The sequence below is a fragment of the Anaerobacillus sp. 1_MG-2023 genome (assembly GCF_030547345.1).
GTDB lineage: Bacteria > Bacillota > Bacilli > Bacillales > Guptibacillaceae > Guptibacillus > Guptibacillus hwajinpoensis_B.
This window is the reverse complement of record NZ_JAUORD010000012.1, coordinates 53,020-72,941: the sequence shown is the minus strand read 5'-3', so window position 1 is coordinate 72,941 and position 19,922 is coordinate 53,020. Positions and strand designations below refer to the sequence as shown.

The window sequence follows — 19,922 nt, the reverse complement described above, 5'->3', positions numbered from 1 at the left end:
GGTATAAATGGAATGTGAAAACGACTAACCAATCATTCGACTTTACATCTCTTTTAAGGGAGTAGAGTTTTTTACTGTTATTTCAATCAAACGATCTTTTGTTTTGAAAATAGAAAACGAAGTCTTTTTTTAATTTATTTTTTGTAAAGAAATTGTAAATTCCGTTCAGGCTATTGTTATGGATAAAGATTTATGATGCGTCTAGTTGAGTGTAAAAATAAATAGCTGTTTTGCCTAATTAAAAGGAAAATCAAAGGTACAAAGGAAGAGGTATATGCTTGTTAAACGTCATCAAGTTGAAAAAAGAACTATTGCACTAAACGATGTGCGATGGGATGGAGAGATGTTAAGTTTCCAGATAAAAAATGAAGAAATTCATGATTTAGAATCTCTCAATCTATGTCTTATAAATCGTAAAAATGAAGAATATATTTGGCCGGATTTTAAACAAGAAAGAGTAGGTTCTTTTATTAATTTCAGCTTATTTAAAGAGAATTTCAGTGGGTTAAGCTCAGGAAAATGGGATTTCTTTATAATAAATGGTCGAAGTAAAAGTATGGATAGAAAGAGGATTGGTGTCTATCAAGCTCCGATAGCTTCTAGAGCACAAAGGTATTTGAAACCGATTGTTGAAATGGAGGAGAACTCTTGGATTCCTTATCTTACGGATCGGAATGAACTTTCCTTGCATATAGGGAGTATAAGTGAGTTAGAAAAAGTTAGTTTTGAAGTTGTTCATTTCCAAAGTCAGGTCATCTCCATGAAAGAAGAAGACAACCGTCTCATTCTACATATCAATCAGTACTTTCCTTCTTCACCAGTAATGGTTCACACGAATGATTTAACTTCCCGAAAGATCCCTTCATCTTATCATCCAGAAGATAAATCTGTAACAATGCATAATGAAAACACGAATGACTTTGTAAATGGAGAAGGTGAGCTTCAACTTCATTTTAAGCGTGGAAATATTCTTGAAGTTTATTCGTTAACTTTTGAGAATAGTCTAGTGACCCCAATCGAGCAACCTTCATCTACAAAAATAGTGAAAGGACAGCTTCATGCTCAGAACCTACGTGTTACGCGCGATAGCATCTTATTTGATGTTTCTACGAATTGCATCGAATATGCGAATGAAATTCAATTTTATTTGAAGAAACGTAAAAGAGATGAAATCGTGAATTTGGAGGTCTCCCGTCATTCACATGGTTCGGTGGAAGAAATCGGTGTATCTATAAGCCAATTCAGTGGATTATTTACTAATACAAGCCGCTGGGATCTTTTTGTTGAAATTCGGTACGCTAACCTAGTTGAGGTAAGAAGAGTCGGGAAGTATAATAACCCTCTCAATCACCTTGAGCGGCATGTCGGCCATCTTCCTATAACGGAGGATCTTTATCTTTCGCCTTATTTAACAAACGATCATGAATTTTCATTTTATGTTAGTACTGAGGAGCAATATTTAAAAAGTAAGTATCCGGGTAACGTTTCTCTTCATCGTTTGAACCTTAAACAAAACGGTGAACTGCAGATGACGGCTACGATTTCAATGAAAAGAATTGAAAGCTTCGAAGTAGACCAGCTCGTCTTAAGGCTACGTAGTGATAAGAGTAAACGAGTAAGTGTACCGTATCATAAAGTGGTGGAAACGTCCGGTAATAAACAAAAAGTAAGTTTCCGCATTCCATTAAATGAAGTTGAATTTGAGCAGTTTTATTGGGACTTTTTCATTTCGGTAAAAGTAAATAATCATGAGACGAGATTAATTAGAGTAGTTAGTGATAATTTCCTTATTCATAAGCAATTGAAACATCGGATGGGGAAATTCACTTTAAATCAATCGAATGGTTACATGATCTATCCCTATATCACGATTAATGGTGGGGTTAGTATCACTTATCGCTATAAAGGCGAATATGAGAGCTTAAAGTATAAAGTGAATGAGTACATCGCGTACTATTTGTATATCCTTTTCTACTGGAATGCGTTTTGGAAACCTACCTGGTTAATTCATGAGAAATATTCAGAAACAGCGCAAGATAATGCCTATTACTTCTTTAAACATTGCTTTGAAGAACATAAAGATAAGAAGGTTTACTATGTTATTAAAAAAGGGTCTGAAGATGAACGCAATTTAATTCCTTATAAGGAACGAGTCGTTTATTTCATGAGCATTAAACACCTTTTCTTAATCCTATCTTCCAAAGTGATTGTTTCATCTGAAGCGAAGGGACACGGTTATGCCTGGAGGGTGGCTCGTGGACCGATTCGTGATTATGTGAATAGTAAGCGCTACGTCTTTCTACAGCACGGTGTGTTGGGACTGAAGAAGGTAGAAAATACGTTTAAGGTTGGTTCAGCGAATTCAGCTGATTTATTCGTTGTGTCCTCCGATTTTGAAAAGCAAATCGTCATGGACCACTTTGGATATAAAGCGAAGAACATTATTGTGACGGGCTTATCAAGATGGGATGTAGTAGAAGACCGTTCCCAAGTGCCAACCGATAGCGGGAAAAAAGAGGTCTTTCTTATGCCGACCTGGCGGAATTGGCTTGATGAAGTAGAAGAAGGCGAATTTGTGCTATCCGATTACTATAAAGCTTATAATGCTCTCCTAAACTCTAATGAGCTACATGAAACGCTAAGGAATAATAATTTACTTCTCAATTTCTATGTTCATCCTAAATTTATGCCCTATGTCTCTCATTTTACTAGTGAAAATGAGCATGTAAGAGTTATTCAATTCGGTGAGGAAAAGATTAATGATCTCCTGATGCGCTCCAGTATGTTAATTACTGATTATTCCAGCGTGGCCTGGGAGATGTACTATCAGAAGAAGCCAGTGTTATTTTTCCATTTCGATTTGAGTAAGTATAATGAATTGCAGGGAAGTTATATGGATCTCAACAAAGAATTATTTGGTGATGTCGCATACTCTTCCGCAGAGTTAGTTTCGAAATTCGAGGAGTATGCAAGCACGAATTTCGCTGAAAAACCTGAAATTAGCAGCAAACGATTTGAGTACTTTAACTATATTGATGATGGTAACAGCTCGAGGATCTTTTCTGAAATTAAGAAAAAAGAGAAAGAAGTAACAAGAAGAAAAACGCTCAAAGAAGTGTTGAAGAGCAGCGATGCTGTCTCCACAATGTGGCGAAGGTATAAAAAATACCCGATTGTTAATCAAGTAGGTGGCAAACTTCTCGCAACGTTAAAGTCACATTAAATTTGAGAGTCCAATGGTTAGGTTACATTGGGCTCTTTTTTTGTGGATTTGTTTAGAATGAATTTTAGATCCGAGGAGAAGGGGGTCAAAGTATCATAAATGCACTTCAATTAATTTAATAAAATAAATTTTCTGAAATCTATTGAAGTTTCCATATTTATTCTCTATAATAAGCATCAGTTGCAGGAAATAGATAAATCGTTCACTAAATGTAATCCATTACATTATTACTTGAATTCTTACTATCAGCCATTTATAGTTTAGAATAAAGATACTATTTTAAACACTAGGGAGATAATTGAAATGGCGAATATGACAGATGTAGCAAAGCTTGCGAATGTATCAACAGCTACTGTGTCCAGGGTAATTCAAAATCCTGATGCTGTAAAAGAAAAAACGCGAATGAAGGTGCTTCAGGCAATTGAAGAGTTAAACTATCAGCCGAATGTTCTAGCTCGTTATTTTAGAAGAACTGAAACGAAGACAATCCTCGTTATGGTGCCTTCTATTGAGAATAATGTTTTTCCGCAAATGATTGCCGGAATTGACTTGGTCGCCCATCAATCGGGTTACAAAGTGCTTCTTGGAAATACTTATCAAGATCCGGATAAAGCTTACAGCTATCTTGAAGAGTTGAAGCAGAAACAGGTAGATGGGGTGATATTATTAACAACGAGGTTGGATAATAACGTTATTACTGACATCGCTGACAAATACCCTGTTGTGCTTACATCTGACTTTATTGCAGAACTCAACGTTCCTACTGTAGCCATTGATAATATTAGCAGTGCACGTAATGCGGTGGAGCATTTACTGCAGCTTGGACATCAACGAGTTGGAATGATTACAGGTCCGTTAGATATTCCGTTAAGTCGGGATCGGTTAAAAGGTTATCGACAGGCGCTTCTTGAGCGCGGCATAGGAATCGATGGGGTTCTTATTCAAGAGGGAGATCATCATTATTCATCTGGTTACAATCAGATGAATAAGTTTCTTGCATTGGAAAACCCTCCAACAGCTATATTTGCTGCAAATGATAGCATGGCGATGGGGGCTGTTAAAGCGGTTAAAGCTCACGGGCTTCGAGTACCAGAAGACATTGGGGTTGTTGGTTTTGATAATATCCAGTTCTCAGATATCTTTGAGCCGTCGCTTACGACAGTAGCGCAACCTTTTATGGAAATGGGACAAAGATCTATGGAACTACTTTTGAAGCAAATTAATGGAGAAACCTTAACGAAAAAGCAGCACGTGCTTGATACGAGACTTATTATCAGAGAGTCATGCGGTTATAAAAAGCAGGTTTAGTCTTAATGACTATTCTGTTTCACAGAAATGTAATCGTTTACTTTTTAAGAGTTGATGAAACCTTTATTTACAGCCTATCTAGCAATTAATTATATCCATAAATGTAATCCATTACATTTATGGAGTCGACTATTTCCAGGAGGTGAAGAACGGACTATCGGCTGAGGTAAACAAATCAACTTTTTAAAGGAGAGATAGTAAATGGCAAATATACCTGTTGCAGTACAGATGTATACGTTACGAGAGGAAAGTGAAAAGGACTTTATTGGTACTTTGAAAAAGGTTTCGGACATCGGTTACCAGGGTGTGGAATTTGCTGGGTATTACGATATGTCTGCAAAGGATTTGAAGAAAGTAATGGATGACCTAGGATTAATGGCAGCTTCTAGCCACATTCCTCTCGATAAACTAATGGAAGATTTAAGTAGTGTGATAGCGTATCAGCATGAAATTGGGAGTACCAAGCTTGTTTGTCCGTTTATTGCACCTCAAATGCGAACAGAGGAAGGGTATTCGGAGCTCATCCGAAGCTTGAATGACATTGGACAAGAGTGCTCGAAAGAAGGGATCACGTTATGTTATCACAATCATGATTTTGAATTAGAGAGGCTGTCGAATGGTAAAACGGCGCTTGAGACCATTTTAGATGAAACGAACCCAGAATGGGTGAAGGCGGAGTTTGATATTTACTGGCTCACTCGGGCTGGGGAAAATCCGGTAGAGTGGATGAAGCGATATCAAGATCGCACGCCTCTTGTTCATTTGAAAGACATGACCACGGATGGGGAGCAATTCTTCGCTGAGCTCGGCACAGGAGGGGTTGACCTTAATGGAGTCCTCAATCAAGGCGATGTGTCTAACGTTGACTGGTGGATTGTTGAACAAGATAAATGTAAGCGCTATCCTCTGGAAAGTATTGAAATGAGTATGAACTATTTCCTTAGTAAGCATTCTTGATCAGTTGCTATCTAGTCATTACTACAAATTAGGGGGTAAAGCATGAAGAAAGTAACGGCTTTATTATCAGTTTTGGTGTTGTTGCTGTTAGCGGCATGTGGGGGGAACCAGGGAGCATCTGGAAGTTCTGATTCTGGCAACGGGGATGAGAAGGTGATTGAAGTTTGGCACATTGAAACGGGTGAACGAGAAAAGCTTTTTCAGGAAGTAGCGAAGCAGTTTGAAGAAGAACATGATGGTGTGAAGGTGAAGTTACTCCAAACACCAAACGATGCTTACAAGCAGAAACTAGCTGTCTCGATGTCAGGTGGAAATCCACCAGATATCTTTCAGAGCTGGGGTGGCGGCTGGTTGAAGCATTTCGTTGATCAGGGAAATGTGCAGGATATTACTGAAAATATCGATCAAGATCATTACTTAGAAATGGCATTAAATAACGGTACATTCGATGAAGAGGTGTACGGCGTTCCATTAGGTTTATCGCTCGATGTGATTTTCTACAACAAAGAAATCTTTGAAGAGTATGACCTTGAAGAACCAAAGACGTATGAGGAATTTACTGAAGTGATTAAGACGCTGAAAAAGAATGACGTGACGCCACTTGCGTTAGCGAATAAAACGAAATGGCCAGGAGCGTACTATTTAATGAATTTTGCAAGTCGCATTGGTGGACCAGATTTATTCGAGAACGCATTTAATCGCGAAGGACGCGGTTTTGATGACCCTGCTTATGTTGAAGCGGGTGAGTATATTCAAAATCTCGTCAAGATGGATGCATTTAATGCTGGTTTTAATGGTATTCCTTACGATGAAGGACGCGGTCGACAGCTCATGTACTCCGGGCAAGCTGCGATGATGGATATGACGATTTCTTTCTTAAATAACGTGAGAGAAGAAGCTCCACAGTTCGAGGAGAAACTTGGTTTCTTCGTATTCCCGACGATTTCAGGTGGGGAAGGAAATGAAACACAAGTCGGTGGTGCCACTGGACCGGTTTGGTCAGTTGCAAAAGAATCTAAAAATCCTGATTTAGCAGCTGAGTTTATTCAAGCGTTAACGAGTAAAGAAACAGCACAGAAATTTACGGATCGCACGGGAACGCTGTCAGCTGTAAAAGATGTTGTTCCTGAGGATGAATTTGTAAAGCAGTTCTATGATGTAGCTCAGAATGCTTCTCATATTCAAATGCCTTATGACCAGACACTTCCTCCAGAGCTTGCTGAACTTCATAAAGATACGACACAGGCTCTATTCGGTCTATCAATGACGCCAGAAGAAGCAGCTAACAAAATGGAAGCCAAGGCAGAAGAGCTTCTTGAATAAGTGAAGGAGGGGTGAGCCCCCTCTTTCTTATCTACAGAAGGGAGAGCTTTACATATGGAAACAGCTGAAGTGGCGAGAAGAAACGAGACGACGAGAGTGGCTCACGGAACGAAGAAGCGCAATATGAGAAAAGCACTCACGATTGGTTTATTCACAGCGCCGGCCCTTATCGTTTATCTTGTCTATGTGATTTACCCCATTTTATCTACATTAGGTTATAGCTTCTACAGCTGGGATGGAACGAATGATAAAACGTTTATTGGACTCAATAATTACATTCAATTATTTAACGATGCCGTCTTTTGGACTTCGCTTACGAACAATGCATGGGTTGTTCTGACGTCTGTCTTTGTGCAAATTCCACTTGGCATGATCATGGCGCTGATGCTGTTTGCACCAATACGAGGCATTCGCTTGTTTAGTAGCGTTTATTTTCTACCATTCTTAATGTCTACGGTTGCGATCGGCCTCTTATGGGTGTATATGTTTGACCCGATCAACGGCATTATTAATCAGATTGTGAATTTACTTGGCTTTGAAAATGTGGCATGGCTTAGTGATGAAAACACATCGTTGATTGCGATTTTGCTAGTAGTCGTTTGGCAGTTCTCACCTTTTTATATGATCCTATTTAAGGCAGCTATGGTCGGGATAGGAGAGGAACTCTATGAATCTGCCCAAATTGATGGAGCGAATTCCTGGCAGAAGTTCTTCCACATCACGTTACCTTTGCTTATGCCAACCATTGTGAGTTCATCCATTCTAGCCATTGTTGGATCCTTAAAGGCTTTTGATATTTTCTATATTATGACTGGTGGCGGACCGAATCACGCAACAGAACTGATGGGCACTTATATGTTCAAGCAGGCTTTTATTAACTTCAACATGGGCTATGCAAGTGCGATAGCGTTTCTAATGTTTCTCATTGCGCTCGTTGTTACTGTACTGATCCAAATTGTTGATTATAACCGCAAGAAGAAAGGAGCTTTCTAATGGTGCAATCACTCAGGAAGATGCCTTTGTATCTAATCGGATTATTGCTTTTGGTTTTCACAGGTTATCCATTTGTTTATATGATTTCGACCTCATTAAAAGATCAGAGCACTTTCTTTGAAAGACCATTTGCTATTTTTACCTCGATCGAGTGGGGTAACTACGCGGATGTATTCCAGATGGGGCTAACTCGTTATTTTTTAAACAGTATCCTAGTTTCGGTTGTGGCAGTTGTGGCGGTTATGTTAATTGCTGCTCTAGCAAGTTATCCATTAAGTAGAATGAATTTCAAGTTTAACCGTGGTTTGTTTCTTCTCTTCATATCTGGAATGATGCTACCAATTCATGCCACGCTTATCCCGATCTTTAAGCTGTCTCAAAATATGGGTTTGTATGATTCGTTGCTAGCTTTAATTGGACCTTATATTGCTTTCAGTTTACCGATTTCCATCTTTATTTTAACGCAATTTATGCAAGAAATTCCGAAGTCATTAGAAGAAGCTGCTAAGATTGATGGTTGTTCTCATTTCGGGATTTTTTGGCGCATTATTCTTCCGATGTTAACGCCGGCTCTTATGACGGTTTTTATCTATAATTTTATTCATCTGTGGAATGAATTTATCTTTGCGCTCGTTCTCGTATCTAGCCCTGAGAACATGACCCTACCATTAGGATTACAAGATTTCTATGGAGAGTTTTCAGTAAATGTCCCTGGTTTGATGGCGGCATTAACACTTGCGAGTCTTCCGATGCTCGTTGTGTACTTGTTCTCACAAGAAAAAGTAGTAAAAGGACTAACGGGTGGAGCGGTGAAAGGTTAGGGAACTTGGAAAGGAGTGGGAGAGTATGGAGGAAATGAAAATTGGTGTCATCGGCTGTGGCAACATTAGCGACATTTATTTAACAAATCTTCGAGAATATGCGAATCTCGAAGTGGTTGCAGTAGCTGATCTGAATCACGAAAAAGCAGTTGAGAAAGCAGATAAATATGAGATTCCTCGTGTTCTGGATGTGAACGCCCTTTTGGCAGATCCGACCATAGAACTCGTTCTTAATTTAACGATTCCTGCGGCACATGCAGAAGTTAGTTTACGCATATTAGAAGCAGGAAAGCATGTGTATTCTGAGAAACCGCTAGCGATAAAGCTTGAAGACGGGCAAAAAGTGTTAGCAAAGGCGAAGGAAAAAGGTCTTTTAGTAAGTGTGGCACCTGATACATTTCTCGGTGGTGGACTTCAGACGTGTAAAAAACTAATCGAGGATGGCGCAATCGGGGAACCAGTTGCTGCGACCGCCTTCATGCTGGGTCACGGACCGGAAAGCTGGCACCCTGATCCAGCCTTTTTCTATCGAGAGGGAGCGGGGCCGATGTTTGATATGGGTCCATATTATTTAACTGCTCTCATTCATTTAATTGGACCGATTCGTCGACTGACAGGATCGACGCGGATCACCTCGCCTGAACGGGTAATTACAAGCGAACCGAAGTCTGGAGAGACGATTAAGGTCGAGACGCCGACGCACGTTGCAGGCATTTTGGATTTTGAAAATGGCGCGATCGGTACGATCATCACGAGCTTTGATGTATGGGGAGCGAAAACTCCTTTTCTAGAAATCTACGGTACGAATGGATCGTTAAGTGTACCTGATCCGAATACATTCGGCGGTCCGGTACTAGTAAGAAATGCGGGAGAAGTTGAATGGAAGGAAGTTTCCCTTACGCATGGATCGATTGAAAATAGCCGTGGGCTTGGTGTGGCGGACATGGTGAACGCATTACGAGAAGAGCGGAAACCACGAGCAAATGGTGAACTTGCTTATCATGTACTTGAAACGATGCATGGTATACATGAATCTTCAGTGGAAGGTAAGCATTATGAGATGACGAGTAAGTGCGAGCAACCTGATTCAATGCCAAGTGACATTTTATCTGAGACGATGGAGGGATAGGGAATGAAAAAAATGAAAGTAGCGGTTATCGGTTGTGGAAGTATTGCGAGACGGCGTCATTTGCCGGAGTACAATGCAGAGGAAAATGTGGAAATTGTAGCGGTTTGTGATGTGGTGAAAGAGCGCGCAGAGGAAATGGTGAGCGTGTATGGCGGCACAGCATATACTGATTATCTTACATTGCTTGAAGATGATGAAATAGATGCAGTGAGCGTGTGTTTACCAAACGCGTTGCACGCACCTGTATCAATTGCGGCATTGAAAGCAGGGAAGCACGTTCTTTGTGAAAAGCCGATGGCGACTTCAATTGAGGAAGCGAAAGCAATGAATGAGGCAGCGGAGATAAATGGAAAAAAGCTAATGATTGCTCATAATCAGCGATTCGTCGCGTCACACGTGAAAGCGAAGGAATTGATCGAAGGCGGCGAGATTGGAAAGGTCTACAGCTTCCGGACAACGTTCGGTCATCCTGGACCTGAACGGTGGAGTATTGATGGAGCGGGTAGCTGGTTCTTCGATAAAGAGCGAGCGTTTATCGGAGCGATGGGAGACCTTGGCGTACATAAATCAGATCTCATGCGCTACTTACTAGGGGAAATTGTGGAGGTTGGCGCGTTTGTAGAAACGAAGGCGAAGGATAAAACGGATGTGGATGATAATGCGGTGTGTATTCTTAAAACGGAGACGGGAGTGATTGGCACACTCGCAGCAAGCTGGTCTTACGTTTCTGGTGGCGATAACTCAACCGTAATCTATGGGGAAAATGCGGTGCTTCGCTTAGAGGATGATCCGGAGCATTCACTGGTTGTTCAGTACAAGAACGGTGACGTTGTGAAATATGAGCTTCAGAAAATCCAAACAAATGAAGCGGGCGGACAGCAAACGACGCACGTGGTTGAGAATTTCGTGGATTGCATTGCGAACGATACTGTACCAGCCGTCGGTGGTGAAGAAGGAATGAAATCGTTGCAGGTGATTCTAGCTGCACTGGAAGCGAATGAAACGAAGCGAGTAGTTGAGGTAGGGGGCGAGCGGGCGGTTATTTAGGGGGTAGGTGGTAGGTCGGTAGGTTGGTGCCTGTCACCACCCGAACTATGTCACTAAATGTCGAAGAGGCTGACGATTCATCTCGTCAGCCTGTTTTGAATTAATGAATAGAAGTTTTAGGAATAATTTTTGTGCGGGCATCTAATACTCGCTTTGCTTTTCCTTCTGAGCGAGGTATTGAGTGTGGCTCTTTCAATTGGATATCTACTGATATAAGCGTTTTCATTTTAAGAGTTTTTCCAAGACTCTCAACAAGCTTCACCGCCATAGGATGGTTAAAATTCATTTCTAGCTTCTTATAAAACTCCTGCTCTACTTCGACATGCAAGGTTACGTGATCTAAGTGGCCTTTTTTCTGCAAGTGGATTTGATAGTGCGGAACGAGTTCTTCTAGATTACATATATACCGTTCGATTTCAGAAGGAAAAACGTTAACTCCTCTGATAATGAGCATATCATCGATACGTCCTTTTACACGGCTCATTCTTGTGGTTGTTCTGCCGCAAAGACACTTTTCTCTCGTAATGGATGAGATGTCGCCTGTTCGGTATCTTATTATTGGAAGAGCTTCTTTTGTAAGGCTAGTGAAAACCAGTTCGCCGTATTGTCCCTCGTCGACTTGATCGAGAGTATCAGGGTTAATGATTTCAGCGATAAAATGATCGTCTGCGATGTGGAGGCCATTCTGACATTCTGCACATTCCATTGCAATGCCCGGTCCCATTACTTCACTTAATCCATAAATGTCCGATGCTTTCAGATGGAATAATTTTTCGATCTGAAATCTCATTTCTTCCGACCATGGCTCAGCGCCAAGAATGGCGTATTGTAATGAGGTTGAAGCTGGATCAATGCCTTGCATCATCATCGCTTCTCCAATGTTAAGGAGATAGGATGGAGTGGAGCAAATGATTCTGGGCTTAAAATCTTGAATTAGGGTAATTTGATTAGCTGTATTTCCGCCTGATATTGGGACTGTTGCGCAGCCAAGTCGCTCTGATCCTGCATGGAGACCGAGGCCACCTGTGAACAGTCCATATCCGTAGGCGTTGTGAAGGATGTCTCCCTTTTGTCCGCCTGCGAGTGTGATCGATCTTGCAACAATATCGGCCCAATTTTGAATATCATTCTTAGTATAAGCGACTACGGTAGGTTTACCGCTCGTCCCTGATGAAGCATGGATGCGGACAACTTCGTCCATAGGACAGGCTAGCATCTTGAAAGGGTAATTTTCTCTTAAGTGATGTTTCTTTGTGAATGGAAGTCGTTGCAGGTCGTCGAGTGACTGGATATCATCTGGGGTAATATGTATGTTCTTAAAAGTCTCGTGGTAGAAAGGGATGTTCTGATAGGCGTGCCTGACTGTTCGTTTTAATCCTTCTAATTGATGGGTATGCATCTGCTCGGTATTCCACGTTTCTCGTTCTGAGTAAATTGCCATACGGTTACCTCCTTGTATGATACAAATTAAACGACTGCGAGTATAAGTGTCATATTAAAGGTACCTTTTTATGGAAGAATGGTCAATGAGATTTAGTAGAATTGTGTCTTTGGTCGTGGTGTGGAGGACGGTGCCTGTCACCGCCCGATATATGAAAGAATTTGTCGAATGTTTCTCTCTTCACTATTGTTTTGATATTAGGCAGTTATAAAAGAGGGATATGCTGTTTAGTAGCGAACTTTGTTAGGAGTTATACCATAACAAAATTCATATTAAAGGAGATGGTTTACCTTGTCGTTTATCGAAGTGAACGAAACACCGCTCTATTATGAAGATTATGGTCCAAAGGATGCACCGGTTTTGGTATTTAGTCATTCGTTATTCTTTAACTCAGATATGTTTCAACATCAGGTGGAGCATTTTTCGAAAGATTATAGAGTCATTTGCTATGACCACCGCGGTCAAGGGAATAGCGGGAGGTCTTCTTTAGAAAACCTCGATATGGATACGCTTACAAATGATGCTGCTGCGTTGATTGAAAGTCTTGGGATTGAGAAGTGTCATTTTATCGGTAATTCGATGGGTGGTTTCATAGCTCTAAGACTTGCGGCTAGAAGGCCGGATCTTCTTCATTCGTGCGTTGTTCTTGGAAGCTCTGGTGAAGCAGAGTACAAGAAAGAGGAGTTCCAGCCGCTTGTTACACAGCTTCAGAAGAATGGAGCGGAGGAAGTTGTGGATACGCTGATGTACATCATGTTTGGTGATGCATCGCTTGGGTCGATGGAATTCGAAAGAGAGCGTAACTACTGGAGAGATTATATGAAAAAACTTGGGCCATCCATAGGAGATGCGGCTCACCAGGTTATTCATCGAAAGAGTGTGCTTGAGGAGCTGGAAGGCATAACCGTGCCGGTTCTTGCTGTTGCAGGCGAGCAAGATCATGCGTATACGATTAAACTGTCCGAGAACATTGCGAAAGCAGTTGAGAATGGACGATGCGAGGTAATTGGGAGAGCGGGTCATTCGGTAGCGCTTGAGAAGTCTCCGGAAGTGAATAAGGTATTAGAGAAGCATCTTGTAAGGTTAAAGGTTCGTCAGGGAACTTAAATATTTATACTTACTGGAGAGAATTCTCCATCTAATGTTTGGAAGAATTTTATTTCATAGAATGATTTTGAGAGCCTCGGTTTGATCGAGGCTCTCTTTTTATTTGGGGTAGAAACAATTAGGATGTGATCGGAAGATAGGGGAATAATGTGATGGTATTTGTAGCAAAATAATTAGGTAGGTATACCATTTGTTGGGAGGTTTTTAGTGATGTGGAAGAAAAGAAACGGTTTTTGGAGTATAGTGACTGCTGCTCTCCTATTGCTTACTTTTTCTACGAGATCAAGAAGAGGAGCTAGAAAAGCCATTCTTAAAGGAGCGGACGCAGCGATTGACTTAACGGATCAATGGAGAGGAAAGGCTTCTAAAACGACTAAGAGAAGTGAACGTGGAAAAGATGATATCGAAGTGGCACGATATCCTTCGTATGTAGGTTATGAAGCGAATCGAGGATTAAACGACCGAAAGGGTGCGGAGAAGGTTCGTAAAGTAAACCCCACTCGCTTCAAAAACGCTAAAAACGTTATGAACGATGAAGTGATGCCTTACCATATGGCGGAGATTGCTGAGGAGTTCGATTTAGATTAAGAGGTGCCTGTCACCGCCCGAACTGTGCAACTATTTGTCGAATGAAAACAGAGCCCGCTCTCGCAGAGAGAAGGGCTCTGTTTGTGTATGATCGACCTACTGCGAGAATAAGTTAGGGCTTTAATAAGATGCCATCTAATATCTTGTCCCACATCAACGTGTTATCTGGTTGGTTAGGGACTTTTAGAATACAAATATCCTCCATCGGAACGTGTGTATCCTGAACGATTTCGAGGAGTGGATCAGGGGTGAGCATGAGAATTTGAAATGATCCGTTGACGCATTTCTTTAATGTTTGTTGCATTTCGATCGCTTCTGCATGGTTACCAGACCATCTGATAAATAGAATGGAGGAAGCCTGTTGTAATTGCAGAAGAAATCGTTCAATCCGTCGCTCTAGCTTCTGGCGATAGGCCGGATAGGTATCGTTCCATTCTTTATTAGGAAGAATGGGGAAATCATGAACGGATAGCATATTATTATGCGTATCTTGAACAAAATAAGCTTTTGAATTTTGAGCAACTTCGTTATCGTCGAGGAAGTTTGCTTGTCCATCTATGCGTTGTAAATTTTCTAGTAACATGAAATCCTTAAACTGATTTTGAATCACTCGATTAATGTCAGATAGTTTCGGAGTAACAATCCAGTCAAAAGGCATTGAAAATTTCCTTAAGTGATTTCTTCTTAGATGACCTGCAGGACTGCATGAACTACCCAAACTCACGATAAGATCGTACGGTTTTTTAACCTCGTCTAAATTCAATAAAGCACCTCCTATAAAATGAATTACTACTAGTAGATGCTTTATTGATCGAGTTGGTTTGTGTTGGTACCTAAAATGTTGATAAGTGGATATTGAAATCGAAGTAAAGGAAGATTTCTATTCCACTTCCACCGCAACTGCCCTCACAGGTGATCCATCCAATCCTTCAAGTTTTAACGGCAGTGCAATGATGAGCGGATTTTCAAAATCGATCTGGTCAAGGTTACATAGATTCTCTCCGATAATACCGTTGTTGGACGTAATGGCTTCATGAACTGGAAATGTTGAACCACCTGGTTGATCAACATTAAGCGCATCAACAAAGAAAGTGGTGACGCCTTTTTCTAGTAGTGTATTAATAATCTCGACGGATAGGTAAGGGTAGTTAAAATAAGTCTGTGTTCTTAGATGTTTTGACCAGCCTGTATGGAAAAGAGCGATCGTTCCTGGAACGATGCTATCGATTTGGTGTGCTACATCGTTTAATGTGATTTGTTCGCCTGGCTCTTTGCCTGTTACATCAATGACGTGACCGGGTCCCATCACTTTCATTAAACTCGATTGATCGATGGGATCGCCATCTTTCTGGAAGTGGAAAGGGGCATCAAGGTGTGTGCCGGTATGTGTGCCGATATTCATTTGGGTCACCTGATATCCGTCTTTGTCATGCTCCGCTACAGGATAGATGTTCGGTTTCGGATCACCTGGGAAAACAGGCGTGTCGTTATTAACTGGAATCGAGAGATCAATGATTTTTTTGAAATTCATATGTGCCTCCTCCTTCTTAAACAAACGTTTGATTAAAGGTGAAAATAGCTGGATACGTCTACAGTCTTTCCTTTTCTTCAGTTTGTCATGAAGTTTGTTTGATCACAAGCTATGCCGTGATTGAGTCTCTTCCGACATTCCTGTAAAATACCTAATCAGACAAACGACGAAAAGGTGTAAGATATGAAATCAATGATTGTAATCGGATCTGGTATTTTAGGAGCATCAACGGCTTATCATCTGGCGAAGCAGGGAGCGGATGTGATGCTCGTTGATCGGAAAGACGCAGGACAGGCGACAGAAGCGGCGGCTGGGATCGTATGTCCATGGCTAACGAATCGACGCGGAGGGGCTTTCTATCGCCTCGTTGAAGCTGGGGCGCGTTATTATCCGGAATTAATTGAAGAGTTGAGAAAAGATGGCGAAATGGATACGGGCTACGCTCGCGTTGGCGCGATCAACATTTATTCAGGTGAGACGAAGCTTGAGAGAAAGCTTGCGCTTGCGATGGAGCGACGAAAGGATACGCCTGAAATGGGAGAGGTGTCACGGCTTTCAGCTGCTGAAACAAATGCGCTGTTTCCTCCGCTTTCAGATCATTACGCCGCTGTTCATGTGAGTGGGGCAGCACGTGTAAATGGCGGAGCTTTACGAAATGCACTCATTCGAGGAGCAAAAAATCACGGTGCGAAGGTGATTCATGGGGATGCCTCACTTTTATGGGATGATGTGAAGGTCAACGGAGTCGAGGTGAATGGCGAGAATTATTTTGCGAACAATGTGATTGTCACTGGAGGAGCTTGGGCGCGTGAACTGCTTCAGCCACTTGGGATGAAGTTCCTCGTTTCACCTCAAAAAGCCCAGATTGTGCATCTCGATCTGCCTGAAACGGATACAGGAAAATGGCCAATCGTCATGCCACCTTTTATTCAATATTTCCTCCCGTTTGAAAATGGGCGAATTGTCATCGGGTCCACACAGGAAGATCAGGCTGGCTTTGATCTGCGCGTTACGATGGGTGGTGTTCAGCATATTATTGATCGTGCGTTGAAAGTAGCTCCGGGTCTATCGGATACCACGTATGTGGAGACGAAGGTAGGCTTCAGGCCGTTTACGCCAGGGAATGTTCCGATTGCAGGAGCGGTTCCTCGCGTGAGAGGACTGCTGGTGGCGAATGGTCTTGGAGCTTCGGGATTAACGAGTGGACCGTTTCTTGGCGCTGAGCTTGCGCGGTTGGTGCTTGGGGAGAGGAATGAGTTGGATCTAGGAGAGTATCATCCTGGGAGTGCGTTTGGGTGATTTGTCTCGTTTGTGGAGAAGAATTTAATAAATGACCGAAAAATAAAAATATTCAAAAGAAAACCTTTTCATCCAAGGGAGCTTCCTATATAATGGGAAAATCTCTGAGGTATGAAGGGGTTTCTTTTGTATGGTTTTTTGAGATTCGGAAATAGTGCTTAGCTTATTCATCTCTACATAAATCGAAAGGAGCTTTTATAACAATGACGACTGATTACTTACATTATCCCTATGCTTCTCAGCGCATGACAACAGTAGCGAACAAAGGAATGGTGGCCACCTCCCAGCCGCTAGCGGCACAGGCAGGACTAGATCTGTTGAAAAAGGGAGGGAATGCGATTGATGCGGCGATTGCGACTGCAGCAGTATTGACGGTAGTGGAGCCGACGTCAAATGGGATCGGCGGAGATGCGTTTGCTCTTGTTTGGACGAAGGGAGAATTGCACGGTTTGAATGGAAGTGGACCATCGCCACAATCGATCTCCATTGATTCAGTCAAAGAACGTGGGTATAATGAAATTCCGAAATACGGTTGGATTCCTGTTACTGTGCCAGGCGTTCCGGCATCGTGGGCTGCTTTGTCGAAACGATTTGGGAAACTTTCCTTAAAAGAGGCACTTGCACCGGCGATTCACTATGCTGAGGAAGGTTTTCCGGTTTCTCCGATTTTAAGTAAGTTTTGGAAGAATGCTCATGCGCATTTTGAAAAAGAGTTAAAGAAAGAAGAGTTTCAGCACTGGTTTGAAACGTTTGCGCCGGACGGGCGTCCGCCTGAAGTAGGCGAGGTTTGGAAGTCGAAGGGTCATGCGGAGACGTTAAGGCAAATCGCAGAAACCGATGCCGCTTCTTTTTATAAGGGAGAAATTGTAGATAAGATTGATGCTTTTTCGAAAGCGTATCATGGGTATTTGACGAAGGAAGATCTTTCGGCGTTTACGCCTGAGTGGGTCGATCCGATTTCGGTTCAGTATCGCGGATATGACGTTTGGGAGATCCCGCCAAATGGGCAGGGACTAATCGCGTTGTCTGCGCTGAATATCGTAAAAGGGTTTAAGTTTGATCATAAAGATTCCGTCGATACCTATCATAAGCAAATTGAAGCGATGAAGCTCGCTTTTGCCGATGGACAGAAGTACATTACTGACGAGCAGGAGATGTCAGTCGCGGTTCAGGATTTGCTCTCGCCTGCATACGGTGAAAGTCGCCGTCAGTTAATTGGTGATGAAGCGATTTTGCCATCTCCTGGCCAGCCTCCAAAAGGCGGTACTGTCTATTTAGCGACGGCTGATAATGAAGGAAACATGGTCTCGTTTATTCAGAGTAATTATATGGGCTTTGGTTCAGGACTTGTGGTGCCTGGCACCGGGATTGCGCTCCAAAATCGCGGGCATAATTTTTCGATGGAGCCTGAGCATGACAATGCGCTAAAAGGTGGAAAGCGGACGTATCACACGATCATTCCTGGGTTTCTCAGTAAAGATGGTAACGCGGTTGGACCGTTTGGTGTGATGGGGGGCTTTATGCAGCCGCAGGGTCATTTACAGGTGATTACGAATCTGATTGATTTTCATTTAAATCCGCAGTCTGCCCTTGATGCGCCGAGGTGGCAGTGGGTTGACGGGAAGCGTGTGTGGGTGGAGTCGACTTTCCCACCTCATCTTGCCGAGGCGCTTAGCCGAAAAGGTCATCAAATTGAAGTTCAGTTGGAAAAGGGTGCGTTCGGCCGCGGACAAATTATCTGGCGTGATCAGCAGTCAGGTACTTTATTTGGAGGCACAGAATCAAGAACAGACGGAACGATCGCCGCTTATTAAAAGGGGCGGGAGGTTTCGGAAGGTGGTGGGTCATGCAACAGTGGCATCTTTTTCTCGCTTTTTTTAGAGTGGGAATGCTTGGGTACGGAGGAGGACCTTCTTCTATTCCACTGGTACATAAAGAGGTAGTTGAGAAATATAAATGGATGGATGACGATGAATTTGCGGACATTCTCGCTTTAGGAAATTCACTTCCTGGTCCAATTGCGACAAAAATGGCGGGATATATTGGGCATAGAGTGGCAGGGATAACAGGGATGCTGAATGCGGTGCTCGCAACGATTGTTCCGACGATTGGGATTATGATTTTCTTGCTAACGTTTCTTTCCACATTTCGAGAGAAGGCGTGGGTGGAGGGAATGACTCAGGCCGTCGTTCCAGTCGTTGGCGTTATGCTAGCGGTTTTAACGTATGATTTTTTCAGAAAAGCACAGGGCAATTTAGGGTGGATTTTAACAATTGCGTTGACGGTTGCTTCTTTTTTATTTATTGAAATTGCGGGGATACATCCGGGAATTGTAATAGGATGTTTGCTGCTTTATGCGTTGCTTAAACCGACTCGTAGTGATGGGAAGTCCAATGATGATCAGGTGAGAAAGGAGCCATCCTCATGATTTACTGGGATATCTTTGTTGCGTTTTTCATACCTGGAATCGTTGGTTACGGCGGTGGACCTGCTTCCATACCGCTTGTAGAAAATGAAGTTGTTGGTCGGTTCGGTTGGATGAGTGTGAACGAATTTAGTGAAATGCTAGCGATGGCCAATGCGCTACCTGGGCCAATTGCGACGAAAATGGCAGGTTACATAGGGTTTCAGCAGGGAGGGGTTCTTGGCGCATTTGTTGGTGTGTTTGCGACAGTGGCACCTTCGCTCGTTCTGATGATTGTCCTACTGAGTTTATTAAATCGGTTTAAGAACTCACCAAAAGTGAAGAAAATGACGGCCCTCATTCGCCCGACGATTGCGATCTTGCTTGGCGTGATGGCATTTCAGTTCTTTGCTAGTTCATATGAAGGTACGGGGCTGGTTCAAACAATCTTTCTGATTGTGGCTAGTTTTGTATTAATGGAGAAGATGAAAGTGCATCCGGCGTTTGTGATTGTCGGGGCACTGGCGTATGGGGCAGTGTTTCTGGGATAGGAGCGGGTTCGCTGGATCGCGAGTTAGCGAGTGCCTGTCACCGCCCGAATTAGCACGAATAAAGTCGAGTTTTGCGTTAGAGCGATTCCTTTTTAGAAGGAATCGCTCTAACGCATTTTTTAATGTGGATTTAAGAAGAAGGAAGTCTTGCCATGCAAGGTTGCAGTTTCATACGAGTAGGTTTAAAATATGAGTATACT

17 protein-coding genes are annotated in these 19,922 nt (G+C 42.3%); 14 read left to right on the top strand and 3 right to left on the bottom strand.

The genetic code is table 11. The annotated features are described in order from the left end of the window. Positions 1-274: 274 nt before the first annotated feature. From Q4550_RS17955 to Q4550_RS17920, 8 genes are all read left to right on the top strand, one after another. The gene (locus Q4550_RS17955; RefSeq protein WP_303535036.1) at positions 275-3,223 is read left to right on the top strand and encodes a CDP-glycerol glycerophosphotransferase family protein; all 2,949 of its coding nucleotides are present in this window, start codon (positions 275-277) and stop codon (positions 3,221-3,223) included. 303 nt (positions 3,224-3,526) lie between these two features. Next, positions 3,527-4,531, top strand: a complete 1,005-nt coding sequence (locus Q4550_RS17950; RefSeq protein WP_303535035.1) for a LacI family DNA-binding transcriptional regulator — start codon at positions 3,527-3,529, stop codon at positions 4,529-4,531. Between the two features lie 201 nt (positions 4,532-4,732). Beyond that, a complete protein-coding gene (locus Q4550_RS17945) occupies positions 4,733-5,488 on the top strand; it encodes a sugar phosphate isomerase/epimerase family protein (protein WP_303535034.1) in 756 nt (251 codons plus the stop codon). A 42-nt stretch (positions 5,489-5,530) separates the two neighbouring features. Then, on the top strand, positions 5,531-6,811 hold the full coding sequence (locus Q4550_RS17940) for an extracellular solute-binding protein (protein ID WP_303535032.1): 1,281 nt from the start codon (positions 5,531-5,533) through the stop codon (positions 6,809-6,811). A gap of 54 nt (positions 6,812-6,865) precedes the next feature. After that, positions 6,866-7,804 (top strand): carbohydrate ABC transporter permease, encoded by a 939-nt coding sequence (locus Q4550_RS17935; RefSeq protein WP_303535030.1) that lies wholly within the window; start codon positions 6,866-6,868, stop codon positions 7,802-7,804. Beyond that, complete coding sequence (locus tag Q4550_RS17930; RefSeq protein WP_226615551.1) at positions 7,804-8,625, top strand: carbohydrate ABC transporter permease; 822 nt, start codon at positions 7,804-7,806, stop codon at positions 8,623-8,625. Before Q4550_RS17935 ends, Q4550_RS17930 begins: the two co-directional genes overlap by 1 nt. 25 nt (positions 8,626-8,650) lie before the next feature. Further along, positions 8,651-9,754 (top strand): Gfo/Idh/MocA family protein, encoded by a 1,104-nt coding sequence (locus Q4550_RS17925; RefSeq protein ID WP_303535028.1) that lies wholly within the window; start codon positions 8,651-8,653, stop codon positions 9,752-9,754. Positions 9,755-9,757: 3 nt separating this feature from the next. Beyond that, positions 9,758-10,801: a Gfo/Idh/MocA family protein gene (locus Q4550_RS17920; RefSeq protein WP_303535026.1), complete on the top strand. Its 1,044-nt coding sequence runs from the start codon at positions 9,758-9,760 to the stop codon at positions 10,799-10,801. Positions 10,802-10,901: 100 nt separating this feature from the next. Here Q4550_RS17920 and paaK read toward each other — a convergent pair whose 3' ends face one another. After that, positions 10,902-12,242, bottom strand: coding sequence for a phenylacetate--CoA ligase PaaK (gene paaK / locus Q4550_RS17915; RefSeq protein WP_303535024.1), 1,341 nt, complete (start codon positions 12,240-12,242; stop codon positions 10,902-10,904). Between the two features lie 291 nt (positions 12,243-12,533). Here paaK and Q4550_RS17910 point away from each other — a divergent pair, with 291 nt between their 5' ends. Next, entirely contained in the window at positions 12,534-13,349 is an 816-nt protein-coding gene (locus tag Q4550_RS17910; RefSeq protein ID WP_303535023.1) for an alpha/beta fold hydrolase, read from the top strand. A gap of 210 nt (positions 13,350-13,559) precedes the next feature. Continuing rightward, positions 13,560-13,937 (top strand): hypothetical protein, encoded by a 378-nt coding sequence (locus tag Q4550_RS17905; RefSeq protein WP_303535021.1) that lies wholly within the window; start codon positions 13,560-13,562, stop codon positions 13,935-13,937. Between the two features lie 112 nt (positions 13,938-14,049). On the opposite strand, the gene Q4550_RS17900 is transcribed toward Q4550_RS17905, so the two are convergent. Together Q4550_RS17900 and Q4550_RS17895 are read right to left on the bottom strand one after the other, a co-directional pair. Then, complete coding sequence (locus Q4550_RS17900) at positions 14,050-14,700, bottom strand: DUF1796 family putative cysteine peptidase (RefSeq protein ID WP_303535020.1); 651 nt, start codon at positions 14,698-14,700, stop codon at positions 14,050-14,052. Positions 14,701-14,817: 117 nt separating this feature from the next. Continuing rightward, positions 14,818-15,468, bottom strand: coding sequence for a cyclase family protein (locus Q4550_RS17895; protein ID WP_303535019.1), 651 nt, complete (start codon positions 15,466-15,468; stop codon positions 14,818-14,820). 183 nt (positions 15,469-15,651) lie between these two features. On the opposite strand from Q4550_RS17895, the gene Q4550_RS17890 reads away from it, so the two are divergent. The 4 genes from Q4550_RS17890 (at position 15,652) to Q4550_RS17875 (ending at position 19,722) form a co-directional block, all read left to right on the top strand. Beyond that, positions 15,652-16,767, top strand: a complete 1,116-nt coding sequence (locus Q4550_RS17890; protein WP_303535018.1) for an NAD(P)/FAD-dependent oxidoreductase — start codon at positions 15,652-15,654, stop codon at positions 16,765-16,767. 203 nt (positions 16,768-16,970) lie between these two features. Then, the gene (locus Q4550_RS17885; RefSeq protein ID WP_303535017.1) at positions 16,971-18,581 is read left to right on the top strand and encodes a gamma-glutamyltransferase family protein; all 1,611 of its coding nucleotides are present in this window, start codon (positions 16,971-16,973) and stop codon (positions 18,579-18,581) included. 32 nt (positions 18,582-18,613) lie between these two features. Then, positions 18,614-19,195: a chromate transporter gene (locus tag Q4550_RS17880; RefSeq protein WP_303535015.1), complete on the top strand. Its 582-nt coding sequence runs from the start codon at positions 18,614-18,616 to the stop codon at positions 19,193-19,195. Continuing rightward, entirely contained in the window at positions 19,192-19,722 is a 531-nt protein-coding gene (locus tag Q4550_RS17875; RefSeq protein ID WP_303535013.1) for a chromate transporter, read from the top strand. Before Q4550_RS17880 ends, Q4550_RS17875 begins: the two co-directional genes overlap by 4 nt. Positions 19,723-19,922 lie beyond the last annotated feature (200 nt).

What these genes read in the sequence shown, in the direction of transcription:
- Q4550_RS17950 (WP_303535035.1), top strand. Translation starts at nt 3,527, where the DNA reads ATGGCGAATATGACAGATGTAGCAAAGCTTGCGAATGTATCAACAGCT.
- paaK (WP_303535024.1), bottom strand. Translation starts at nt 12,242, where the DNA reads ATGGCAATTTACTCAGAACGAGAAACGTGGAATACCGAGCAGATGCAT.
- Q4550_RS17905 (WP_303535021.1), top strand. Translation starts at nt 13,560, where the DNA reads ATGTGGAAGAAAAGAAACGGTTTTTGGAGTATAGTGACTGCTGCTCTC.
- Q4550_RS17875 (WP_303535013.1), top strand. Translation starts at nt 19,192, where the DNA reads ATGATTTACTGGGATATCTTTGTTGCGTTTTTCATACCTGGAATCGTT.
- Q4550_RS17945 (WP_303535034.1), top strand. Translation starts at nt 4,733, where the DNA reads ATGGCAAATATACCTGTTGCAGTACAGATGTATACGTTACGAGAGGAA.
- Q4550_RS17930 (WP_226615551.1), top strand. Translation starts at nt 7,804, where the DNA reads ATGGTGCAATCACTCAGGAAGATGCCTTTGTATCTAATCGGATTATTG.
- Q4550_RS17895 (WP_303535019.1), bottom strand. Translation starts at nt 15,468, where the DNA reads ATGAATTTCAAAAAAATCATTGATCTCTCGATTCCAGTTAATAACGAC.
- Q4550_RS17940 (WP_303535032.1), top strand. Translation starts at nt 5,531, where the DNA reads ATGAAGAAAGTAACGGCTTTATTATCAGTTTTGGTGTTGTTGCTGTTA.
- Q4550_RS17955 (WP_303535036.1), top strand. Translation starts at nt 275, where the DNA reads ATGCTTGTTAAACGTCATCAAGTTGAAAAAAGAACTATTGCACTAAAC.
- Q4550_RS17880 (WP_303535015.1), top strand. Translation starts at nt 18,614, where the DNA reads ATGCAACAGTGGCATCTTTTTCTCGCTTTTTTTAGAGTGGGAATGCTT.
- Q4550_RS17935 (WP_303535030.1), top strand. Translation starts at nt 6,866, where the DNA reads ATGGAAACAGCTGAAGTGGCGAGAAGAAACGAGACGACGAGAGTGGCT.
- Q4550_RS17890 (WP_303535018.1), top strand. Translation starts at nt 15,652, where the DNA reads ATGAAATCAATGATTGTAATCGGATCTGGTATTTTAGGAGCATCAACG.
- Q4550_RS17920 (WP_303535026.1), top strand. Translation starts at nt 9,758, where the DNA reads ATGAAAAAAATGAAAGTAGCGGTTATCGGTTGTGGAAGTATTGCGAGA.
- Q4550_RS17925 (WP_303535028.1), top strand. Translation starts at nt 8,651, where the DNA reads ATGGAGGAAATGAAAATTGGTGTCATCGGCTGTGGCAACATTAGCGAC.
- Q4550_RS17885 (WP_303535017.1), top strand. Translation starts at nt 16,971, where the DNA reads ATGACGACTGATTACTTACATTATCCCTATGCTTCTCAGCGCATGACA.